The 11,239-nt window shown below is 46.4% G+C and carries 9 protein-coding genes and 1 tRNA gene; 5 read left to right on the top strand and 5 right to left on the bottom strand.

Going from position 1 to position 11,239, the window contains the following annotated elements; translation table 11 throughout:
• Positions 1-603: DUF6745 domain-containing protein (locus RMO84_RS09285; protein WP_396135814.1), on the top strand; the 603-nt coding region annotated here is incomplete at its 5' end.
• On the opposite strand, the gene RMO84_RS09280 is transcribed toward RMO84_RS09285, so the two are convergent.
• Positions 578-3,916, bottom strand: coding sequence for an alpha-mannosidase (locus tag RMO84_RS09280; RefSeq protein ID WP_310488189.1), 3,339 nt, complete (start codon positions 3,914-3,916; stop codon positions 578-580). The two genes, RMO84_RS09285 and RMO84_RS09280, sit on opposite strands and share 26 nt — an antisense overlap.
• 121 nt (positions 3,917-4,037) lie before the next feature.
• Here RMO84_RS09280 and RMO84_RS09275 point away from each other — a divergent pair, with 121 nt between their 5' ends.
• From RMO84_RS09275 to RMO84_RS09265, 3 genes are all read left to right on the top strand, one after another.
• Positions 4,038-5,426, top strand: a complete 1,389-nt coding sequence (locus RMO84_RS09275) for a hypothetical protein (protein WP_310488188.1) — start codon at positions 4,038-4,040, stop codon at positions 5,424-5,426.
• Positions 5,427-5,622: 196 nt separating this feature from the next.
• Positions 5,623-7,059 carry a glutamate--tRNA ligase gene (gene gltX / locus RMO84_RS09270; RefSeq protein WP_310488187.1) on the top strand — a complete coding sequence of 479 codons (1,437 nt, stop codon included), beginning with the start codon at positions 5,623-5,625 and terminating at the stop codon, positions 7,057-7,059.
• 174 nt (positions 7,060-7,233) lie between these two features.
• A complete protein-coding gene (locus RMO84_RS09265; RefSeq protein ID WP_310488186.1) occupies positions 7,234-7,776 on the top strand; it encodes a hypothetical protein in 543 nt (180 codons plus the stop codon).
• On the opposite strand, the gene purN is transcribed toward RMO84_RS09265, so the two are convergent.
• Positions 7,766-8,404, bottom strand: a complete 639-nt coding sequence (purN, locus tag RMO84_RS09260) for a phosphoribosylglycinamide formyltransferase (protein ID WP_310488185.1) — start codon at positions 8,402-8,404, stop codon at positions 7,766-7,768. The genes RMO84_RS09265 and purN overlap by 11 nt on opposite strands.
• 18 nt (positions 8,405-8,422) lie before the next feature.
• Positions 8,423-8,494, bottom strand: a tRNA-Thr gene (locus RMO84_RS09255).
• Between the two features lie 203 nt (positions 8,495-8,697).
• Between RMO84_RS09255 and RMO84_RS09250 the strand changes: the two genes are divergently transcribed.
• Positions 8,698-8,967, top strand: coding sequence for a DUF3493 domain-containing protein (locus RMO84_RS09250; RefSeq protein WP_310488184.1), 270 nt, complete (start codon positions 8,698-8,700; stop codon positions 8,965-8,967).
• An 18-nt stretch (positions 8,968-8,985) separates the two neighbouring features.
• Here RMO84_RS09250 and RMO84_RS09245 read toward each other — a convergent pair whose 3' ends face one another.
• Positions 8,986-9,312, bottom strand: coding sequence for a thioredoxin family protein (locus tag RMO84_RS09245; protein WP_396135815.1), 327 nt, complete (start codon positions 9,310-9,312; stop codon positions 8,986-8,988).
• A 308-nt stretch (positions 9,313-9,620) separates the two neighbouring features.
• Positions 9,621-10,940 (bottom strand): IS4 family transposase, encoded by a 1,320-nt coding sequence (locus RMO84_RS09240; RefSeq protein WP_310488190.1) that lies wholly within the window; start codon positions 10,938-10,940, stop codon positions 9,621-9,623.
• Positions 10,941-11,239: the final 299 nt, after the last annotated feature.

The raw sequence follows: 11,239 nt of genomic DNA, 5'->3' as shown, positions 1-11,239 counted from the left end.
CTAACTAGTTTGCCAGAAAGCATTGGAAATCTCATTAACTTAACCCACCTAAATCTAGAGGGGAATCTGTTGACTAGATTGCCGGAAAGTATCGGTAATCTAGTCAATTTAACTCATCTATCAACTTACCTATCTCTGTGGGGAAAGCCAACTAACCTGCTAGAAAATATCGGTATCAGCGATCTTGTTAATGCCCGTTTCTCTGGTGGCATACTCCTTCATAGATATTTGACTAAATCGAGCGAGTGGAAATCTGAGTGGTTGTTGGACGAAAATAATGCTGAAATTAGACGTGAATTAATTGCAAAAATAGGTTATGAAAAAATCTGTCATGAGCTAAATGCAGTTACAGTTGATACTTGGCGAGAATATACCTTGCTAAAAATTGATGGGGTGGGAAGAGGTTATAATCATAGAACCGAACCGATGGTATTACTCAAGAGAATTTGTCCATCAACTCAGCATATTCATGTTCTCCGAGTACCACCTAAGATGACGAGTGCAGAGGCAGCGATTACTTGGGTAAATCATGGCACTCATCCCGACAGGTTGGCAGTTTGGCAGTCCAAACTTAAAATTAAGCCGAAACCCCGAAGCTTTTAATTTGCCAAGGTTTAATGATTCTAGTTTCGAGCAACTGAGCAGACGTATCTACCGGATCTAAAATTGGTTCTTCGAGGATATTCAACTCTCGATCGATCCCTAAATCCAGATCGCCACTTAACTTAATTTCCCCCTCAACTCCATGAGCTTCATAACACCGCAATACCCACGATCGATCTAGAACTTCTGAAGGCTTAAATGCCATCAAAACCAGGTTTTCAGCCTGTAAATCGATGAAACTACTAATAGGTGCTAAGTCTCTGTTTACATCTATTTTAGGCTGAGGAACTAGTTGCAATAATTGCAGCGGTGAATTTAGTTCCAATCCCTTTCTTATGGTCTGAGCGGCTTGCCAGATGCCACTGTGGGGATAGATTGCATAGGTAAACTCATGGTAGCCGCGATCGGCTATTGGATCTGGCCATTTAGGGCTGCGGAGCAAGGTGATTCGTAGATAATCACTTCCCGCATCGAAACCATATTTACAATCGTTTAATAGACTTACCCCATAGTCGCCACTCTTATCGGTGAGATCTACCCAACGGTGCATGGGTAATTCCCATTTGGCTTTTTCGATGGCGGTTTGGGGTTGAGTTGGTCGATCGATCGCGCCACAAGCAGTTTCGGCGGTGGAGATGTCTGCTGTCAGATTGAGGGGGAAGTTGGCTTTGATTAGGACATGTTCGGTTTGCCAATCGACGCTGGTTTTAATCCGCACGATCGGGCTATGGCCATCTAAGATATAGTCTTGCGTAAATTCACATCCCGCTAATTCCCGCACGACGCGGACGCGTTGACGGATTGCCCCGTTTTCGATCCATTCGATCGATCTTAGTTGACTGGGTGGTAATTGTTTTTCGGCATATTTAGGATCGATATTCCAGGCATCCCAGTATTGTTCCGCGTCTTGGAAGGCTTGGAGTTGATTTGCGCCTGTGGCTGCAAGGATGTGGCGGTGGTTGAGTCGATCGTAGATGCTGGCGATGTCTCCGGTTTGGGGGTTTATGGCTACTTCTACGAATTGGTTTTTAAAAATAAAATCGCTGGAAGCTAGTGTTTCTGCTGATTGAGTTGTGTCAGAGGTGATGTACCCACCCCGCCCTACGGGCACCCCTCCCATGAGGGGATTTTGAACAGGGGCTAGCCAGAATAAACAATAACCGACGCTGGGTAAGTTGGTGGCGAGGAATAATATGTGTTCTGCGGTGGATTGGCTTGGTAATAAGTTTCCATCGGCATCAAATACTTGCCACTCCTCTAGAAACCCGACTTCTTCGAGAAGTCGGGTTTCTGTTGGATATCCGATTACTTCACTATGTCGCCAATTGAGCGCGTTGAAAATGACGATCGGAATAGCACCCTCAACAGGCGGTGTAGAAAGTAAAATTCGATCGCAAATCTCACCCAAGGCATTACTAATTATCTGCGTCGTTACGCGTTCGACATCTGCCCAGCCTTCATTCGCCGTCACATATACAGGTTCGATCGCCGTGCCCGGAATGATATCGTGAAATTGGTTGAATAACGTTTGTTTCCAGGCTGTTTCGATCTGCAATTTGAGATCTGCGGGATAAGATTGCTCACTGACGATACAGGCGATCGACGACCACAATTCTGCCTGATATAATAAGTCCTCACACTGGCGATTCGATCGCTTTTGATCGGCGTGGGTAGTAAAACAACCGCGATGGAATTCTAGATATAACTCATCTTTCCATACAGGTAAAAGTTGGCTCTCAGTTCTACTTGCCAACCTATCCAGATATTTAACCGCCGTCGTAAATTCTAAATCGGGAAAGACATCGGAATTCGACCAGCGATCGGCTAATTCCAGCATATCGCGGGTTGGCCCCCCACCATGATCGCCGATGCCGAAGAGGTATAGAGATTCATTTATGCCCGTATCGGATTGCCACTTACAGGCATAATCCATCATCTTCAACGGATCGATCCCTTCACCGATAGCCGACGACATCAAACTCAATACTTGACTACCATCGGGAGATTCCCACCAGAATAATTGATGGGGAAATTGATTGGTATCGTTCCACAAGAATTTCTGCGTGACGAAGTAATCGATGCCGCCTTGTTTGAGCAACTGTGGTAATTGTCCGCAGAAGCCGAAGGTATCGGGCAGCCATGCCACTCGCGTCAGTGCGCCAAATCGGGACTGGTTGTACGCTTGTCCGTAAATAATCTGCCGCGCGATCGATTCTCCCGAAATTAAGTTTAGATCTGGCTCGATCCACATCCCGCCGACGATTTCCCACTTACCCACCTTTACCTGCTGACAAATACCCGCAAATACCTCCGGCTGATGGAGTTCCATCCATTCATATAACGCAGGCGTAGAATGACAAAAAGTCAGATCGGGAAACGATTGCTGCAAACTCAGACTCGATCGAAATGTCCGCTCCGCCGCTTGCCAAGTCTCCGCCACTTCCCACAACCACGCCATATCCAAATGAGCGTGCCCCAGCAATTGAATAGTTCCTACACCACCCAAACCCGACGGAGAAATCGCCGGAAAAATCCCCTCCTTGGAGCGAAAAGTGCGGTCTTGGGGTTTCCCCAAGTAGAGCACCTTTTCAAGACAGGGGTGCCCGAAGGGCGGGGTGGGTAGATCCCCGCCGTAGCCCAAGATCGATTTAACTTGTTGCTTGACTGCTAGTAAGTGAGCGATAAACTGACGACTATCTACATTCAGCAACTCATAGTCAATTCGATCGATAATTCCCGCAACCTCACCCAACCGCACTGGAGCAAAACTCGCCACCTGCTTCACCATCACCGCCAACTCATCCGCCAACCAACCTGGTTCGGGATACATTGGCTCCACAGACTCAAAAATTAGCCGCGATCGCATCAAAGCACCAATATCGTGTCCGGGGCTGACTAATCGCAGTCGCACGTCTATAGCCGTTCCAGGCACCACGGCGGACATCAACAACACACGCGGACTGTGGTCGAATAAATCGCCCTCCTGCACCAATTGCTCATCGACAAATACCTGCGCGATTTCTGCCCACCAAGTAAATGCCAACCGACAGGATAGACTAGTAACGGGATAACCGTGGAGATCGATCGGCATCACCACTGTTTGCGCCAACCAGATCTCCTGTCGCCCCCGCGCCCAAGCGATTTGCCCCTTCTCATTCCAGCTCGCTCGCTCCCAAGCATTCGTGTCTGCATCAACAGAGCTAGCCCCCAGACACATGCGCCAATCGGCAAGCAGATCGTGCTGACTCAAGCCCCGCAACCGTTGAAGGGCAATCTCAATCGAAGATACAAAACTTTGCTTGGAATCATTCATAGTTTCGCTAAAATCTTAGGTATTTTAGATCGAGCATCGATCGATCCAAATCTACCACCTTAAAACCTAAAACCTAAAGCCTAATACCTAAAGTCTAAAGCCTAATTTCCCACTAAACCCCATGTCTGGAAACTACCAAAGCCGAGTCTTCACCTTTATCAACAAGCGCACCGATCGATTGAAAGATTCATGCGCCAAAGGTTTGCGACATATTAAAGTAGCAGTAGTTTGGACTGGTCAAATTTTACTCTATCCACTCCAGTTACTCGGGCGCGCGCTTGACATCTTGCCGCCCCAGCTCGAAGCACCATCAACCCAGAGATCTCTACCGCAGCCAGCTCCAGATATTAGCATCGAACAGGCACTAGTAGCGATCGTCGATGCTGGCTATCCGATCGAGATTGCCCAGCAGGGCGAGTTAGCCGCTGTCGATGATTGGTCGATTATCGATGAAAATATCTGGCATACGGGATACGGGATGACTGCCCCCAAAAGCCACGATGCCACCTATCATCCCCGCGCGGCTGGGAGGATGCGATCGAAAAAACCACTGATTCGCGGAATTAGTTCGTTGTTAAGAGATCGTCAATTAGTTTTAGTAACTACTGAAAACGAACTATTAGATTTACTCACCAATTCTCAACAACAAGAACTTCGCCGACAGATCGGAATCGATATCGCGATCGGTTGGCATCAATGGCATGCAAGTCAACTAGCAGCTAGTCAATCTACATTCCAAATATCATCTAGCGATCGATTATTATTAGATCGAGAAATTGACGATCGCTGGTTAGAGATTGTTGGCGTAAATCCGACATCGCAATCCTTACTCCCTCAAGGTGAAGTCGAGCTAAAAGAACGAGATTCTCGATCGCCAACTTTACGCGATCGTTGGCACGATCTGCTGCAAAACTTCACACCCAAACAGTCAGAACCCGAATCGATCGCCTCAGAAGTTATCCGCGAATTACCCGCTAGTCCATATCCATTTACACCCCAACCGCCGAGAATCGATCGATACTTAGATCTACCCCAGCTCCCGCCGATTGTTGAATCAGAACTATCTCCCACCCAGGATAATCTCGTCCTATCTTCGATCGGTAAACTATCGCCAAATTGGCTGACAACCTGGTTTAATTATTATCGAGACTATCTGTATATCCCTTCAAAAATCGATCGTCAAATTATTCATCAGCCATCAGAATTTAAATTAGTGCCGATCGAGCTAACACCTCAAAAAGCTCGATATACAGATCTAATTAACAAACAGGTGGAAAACATCATTTCCTACAAAAACAATCTCGAAATAGATGCCGATATAATAGTCAAACAAGTCGAGCGAAATCTTGAATATGCTCCTGATTGGATCGAAGCAGAATCCGAACTCATTGGCTACAGTCGATCGCCACTAGCCAGATTCTTGGCATGGCTCGATCGGATTTTTCTCGCGATCGAAAACTGGTTGATAAAAATTTGGGGAATGATTACCAATAATCCCGCTCGTAGCTAAAATACTGGGAGATCGATACTGCTAATCGATCGAGTAATTCAGATCTTATCAAACATCAAATTGACGATCGAACTTCTCTCTAAAACCTTAAGCTATTAACTCCCCGCTCCCCGCTTTCTAAAAAGATCCCAAATCTCCTCGCCTTTAGACAGCGAGAGTGTCAAAATCAAAGATGTACGCTCAAACATAACTAGCCGTGACAGTCAGAGTTCGCATCGCTCCTAGCCCTACAGGGAACTTACATATTGGTACCGCCCGCACCGCCGTTTTTAACTGGCTCTTCGCCCATCACCACGATGGTAAATTTATCCTCCGCATAGAAGATACCGACGTAGAACGCTCCAAACCCGAATATACCCAAAATATCCTCGATGGCTTGAAATGGTTGGGATTAAATTGGGATGAGGGGCCATTATTTCAATCCCAACGCTTAGATTTATATCGCCAGTCGATTCAAACTTTATTAGCTAACGGTAGTGCTTATCGCTGCTACACTACCACCGCCGAACTCGACGAGCTGCGCGCCGCCCAAGAAGCCAACAACCAAGCACCGCGTTACGATAATCGCCATCGCAACCTTACTCCCGAACAAGAAGCTGCCTTTATCGCTGAAGGTCGGCGTCCGGTAATTAGATTTAAAATTGAGGACGAACGTGAAATTAGTTGGTTAGATTTAGTCCGCGATACAGTCACTTGGAAAGGTAGCGACTTAGGCGGGGATATGGTGATTTCCCGTGCGGCGGAGGAACACGAACTCGGACAACCGCTCTACAATCTTGCCGTCGTTGTCGATGATATCGATATGCAAATCACCCACGTCATTCGCGGCGAAGATCATATTGCCAATACTGCCAAACAGATTTTGCTGTACGAAGGCTTGGGCGTCAAGATACCAGAATTTGCCCACACGCCCCTAATTTTGAGTGCTGAAGGCAAGAAACTCTCCAAACGCGATGGTGTTACATCGATCGATGATTTCAAGCAAATGGGCTATATCGCCCCCGCCTTAGTCAATTATATGACTCTGTTGGGTTGGTCGGCTCCCGATGCTGAGGAGTTGTTTACTCTCGATGCAGCCGCCAAACAGTTTGATTTCGATCGAGTTAACAAAGCTGGGGGCAAATTTGATTGGGATAAACTCAATTGGATTAACAGCCAATATATCCACGCCATGCCCGCCGAGCAACTATTGCCAGAATTAATCCCCTACTGGCAAGCTGCGGGCTTCCAGTTCGATCCCGCAGCAGATCGGGCGTGGTTGCTCCAGCTCACCAGTCTCATTGGTGCCAGCCTCGCCCGCCTCGATGAATGCGTCGAAATCAGTCGGACATTTTTTACCGATAGCGTCACTCTCAACGAAGAAGCCACCGCGAAAGTCGCTCAACCAGGTGCCAAAGAGGTGCTAACTAGTCTCGCCACCGCGATGAAAGCCAAACCCGATTTGACTGAGAGCGACGCCCAGGAGCTAATCAAACAAGTCACCAAAGAGCAAAACGTCAAAAAAGGTGTGGTGATGCAAAGTCTCCGTGCTGCCCTCACCGGCGAAGTTCACGGCCCCGATTTGATTCAATCCATTCTGCTATTACACCAACATCAACTAGCAGTCCCCAGAATCGATCGAGTTTTGGGCTAAACAAAACTGGGTAACAGGTTAATTAAACACTTGTTACCCATTTTGCTTTCAATTGCTACAAAAATCCTCTTCCCCCGCTCCCCGCTCCCCGCCCCCCGCTCACTTACGAATATTTCCGCATTAAGGCAAGATGTGAGTGTATCCCTTGATAGCACATCTCGATCGACTAGATTTATGAGCGGTAAATATTTAGCAACAACTTTATTAATTCTGGCAGGATTATTGGTAGGTACTAGTGCCAGTCAAGCACAGACTGCTGGCTCCTCCAATCAGACTTTTACTGTCGGCGAGGGTGCGGTCAATAATACCAATAACCAAAGCAATACCAATCAAAATAACAATCTCAGCAACGGCGGTCAGAGTAATATTCAGCAAACTACTGTTAATTCTTCCTACACGCCACTGAGTCCCAACATTCAAAATCCGGTCAATACTGAAAATGACTTTGGCCTTAATATGGGTGGCGCACTCAATACCTACGATGGTAGAAATATGACCTTATATCTGGGGATTACCTATCAACCAGGGCGCACCGACGACCACAATGCGCGGATGGCCAAATTGAAATCCGAAACCCAGTTATTAGAATCCCAAAAACAGAATAGTCAAACTCAACTAGAACTACTCAAAAAACAAGTTGCCGAGCAAGAACTGAGATTGCAAAAAATCCAATCTAGCAGCCAAGCTACACCGAAACAAACTAAATTTATGTTCTAGTGAAAATTTCGATCGCCTGCGGCAAGATTAAATGCTCCTGAATCTGTATCCGTGCGTGCAAAGTTTCAGCGGTGTCATCGGGTAAAACTGGCACGGCAGCCTGGACGAGAATTGGCCCTGCATCGACTTCGAGACTGACTAAATGTACCGTACAGCCTGTAATTTTGACTCGCGCCGCCAGTGCTTGCTCGATCGCGTGAATCCCTCGAAAACTGGGCAATAGACTAGGATGGATATTAATAATCCGATCGGGAAATGCATCGATGAGTACTTGCGTAACCACTAGCATCCAACCCGCCATCACCACGCATTCAACCTGATGAGCCTGTAGAGTACCAACGATCGCTCGATCGAGTTCTTCCCGCGTGGGATAATTACGACGATCGAGGAATACTGTAGGGATGCCGTAATGTTGCGCGCGATCGATTGCCTTAATTTCGGGTTTATTATGAATGAGGACGGCGATTTTGGCATTGAGCCGACCATTTTCGATCGCTAGAGCCACAGCCTCAAAATTACTACCACTCCCCGATGCCATTACCCCTAAAATTAACGGCGATCGATCGCCGATCGCCACAGTCGGGATCGGCGAAACTAAACTGGGAGTATCGATCTGTAAGGATTGCATGTGCGAACGTACATAATAAGCCGATGGCGAGATTTGAACTCGCGACCAATTGATTACGAATCAACTACTCTACCACTGAGCCACATCGGCAGGAGCGGGTAAAAATAATCTACCCAGTCGATTATTATAGATCGATCGAGCATAAAATCACAGAAATACAGCAAAAACTAAAATCTGACTCCCTCTGGCGACCAATCGATTACGAATCAACTACTCTACCCCTGAACCACATCGGCAGGATCGGGTAAAATAAAGCTACCCAGTCGATCGTTATAGATAGCATCGAGCACAAAATGACAGAAATACAGCCAAAACAAAAACCAGACTCGATCGATCCCGAACTGTGGCAGCGGCTTCAGGCGGAGGCTAAATCCCCATTCCGAGGCTTACGCCAGTTTATATACGTCAGTTGCGCACTTTCTGGGGCGATTGGTGGGGTGGTGTTTTTCTTTAAGCTGTTAGCTGGTAGAGATTTGGAAGCCACAATTCCCAATCTTGCCGTCCAAATTGGGGTAGTCGCCTTGATGGTATTCTTGTTGCGGATCGATAAAGCCAAAGCCTAGCCCGATCGTCGCTCGAAATTATGCTAATAACTTTTCTACAGCTAAACTAAACTCTTCGTAGGATTTAACGCCGACGATCGTTTCGATTTTTTCACCGGCTTTAAAGAAGATCACCGCCGGAATATTTCTAATTCCTAATTTCTTCGCTAAGTCGCGATTTGGCTCGACATCTAACTTGCAGATGTCCGCTCGATCGCTATATTCTGCTGACAATCGATCGATTAATGGTGCCACTAATTTACAGGGGCCGCACCAAGTAGCCGTACAATCTACCACCAATACCTTTGCTGTTGCTAACCGCGATTCAAATTCTGATTCGTCTTTAATAAATTCAGCCATTTTTATTTCAAAGATCTTCAAATTAAGATCGCGATCGTTCGGTAATCCTAGCATATTTATGGTGCGATCGAGGTATGGAAAGATAGAGGAGAGGAGAGGGCAGGGAGCGGAGAGCGAAAAGTGCGGTCTTGGGGCGCGACGTTTTGGGGGGAAGCTTCCCCCCAAAAGCTCGCTTCTTTGCCCTGCTTGGGTATGGGTCACGGATGGGGAACCAACTCCGCTGTCTTGTCTTGACGCACACAACTGGGAAGAAACCTCCCAGTCGATGCGTCGCTGTCTCACCTTTTTTGACGGGTTCCCCGATTCGTGACAAGTTAAGGAGCAAGTGCAGTTGTCAAGCAGGGTTGAGCGGACGGCTCAAAGAAAAATGACCCTTCCCTACTCGCGCGGTCGGGGAAAGGGTCAACAATCAATTTCTTGAATGGCTTGCGGATAGATTTAACAATACCTAAATCCCTATTTTCATGAGCTGCAAAATACTTAATAGGGTCGCTAGCTAAACCTTTGTGATGGGCAACATAGAAATGATAAAGACCACGATAAATCATTTCTAAAGAAATCCGGTCGAAAGGAAGAGATACCTCATCAGCAATCGCGTCGCCGAGATCGACTAATATAGCATAAAATAGCCAAGTCCCCCAGAGTTGTAATTTAATACCATTAAGCGAACCTGTCCAGATATAACTCAAGCCTAACAATCGTTTAACAATATTAAAGGCCTCTTCGATTCGCCATCTTCTCCCATATAAATCGGCAACTACGTAAGGTGGTAAAATTAACGGGTCAAGCACGCTAGTTAGATAAGAGTACCAAGCTTTACCCACTTTGATTTCTACTAATCTCATCGTGATACATGGAGTTGTTTTGTTGCCAGCACCCATTGTAACGATTCGGTCACGGATGCTGTAACTGTTAGTGAATGCGCTCTCGACGGTAAATGATGCTTTGTTGTTTAGTCGAGTAATTAAATGAACATTCCTTTCGATTAGTTGTTGCCAAAACAGATAATGACAGAAACCTCGATCTAACAATATTAATGTCTGGGGCTTAACCAGCTTCAAGATGTCTGCCTCGAATTTCATATCACTAGCTTTGGCATTCTCTTGAAACCAAATTTCTACTGGTAGTCTGGTTACGATATCGATGACTACTCCGATTTTTCCAGCTAATTGATTTTTTGGTACCTCTGCCAGACTGTCTAATTTCTTGAAGATTGCTTCCAATGTTGAGCCGTCACTAGCCCAAATTTGGGCAAATTTAGTTCGGGCAAATTGAATGCTTGAGGGTAGTGGTCTTTTGTTGCGGCTGTGCCATTTTCGCTCGAATTCTGGCAATAATTCTCTAAATATTCGCTCAAATATTTCGGCGGGAAATGTCAGAAACCTCTGTGATAATGCTTGTTGACTGACTTGTGTTGGTTCGCACCACAGAAATCCTTCTCTGGCAAGTATTCTGCTCAGTTCTCTGACTCCAGCTACGTCTCGCCAAATTAGTGTCAGCACTGCTGCGACCATCAGTGGCAGGTTCAGTATTCTATCCCTCATTCCGAGTTGGCGATAGTATTTCTCTTGTGCTACCACTGCTGGTGTAACTAGCTGTTCTAATTGTGCCGCTATCATCCCATCTTCCATCATCGGACGTTGCTGCCGCTTGGCATGGTCACGATTTGTTGTCCGCTTTTTGGGCATGGGTCACACGGTAGGTTCTAACTCTGTGCTAGTCCGAGTTTGACATCTTTTCTTTCTCTCCTCGACAAACCTCGGTTTTTCTTAACTTGTCACGAATCGGGGAACCCGACCATGGAAGCGAGACAAGACAACACACCCTACAATGAATTGAGCTGACAACTATTAGCGTTTATTTGCGGCTTCTAATTCTTCTTGTAATAACTGCTTGTAAATCCCCGTTAATTTGGGTGTCATGGTATTAGTTT

This window comes from Chamaesiphon sp. VAR_69_metabat_338, assembly GCF_031423935.1.
GTDB lineage: Bacteria > Cyanobacteriota > Cyanobacteriia > Cyanobacteriales > Chamaesiphonaceae > Chamaesiphon.
This window is presented reverse-complemented; position numbering and strand designations above follow the sequence as displayed.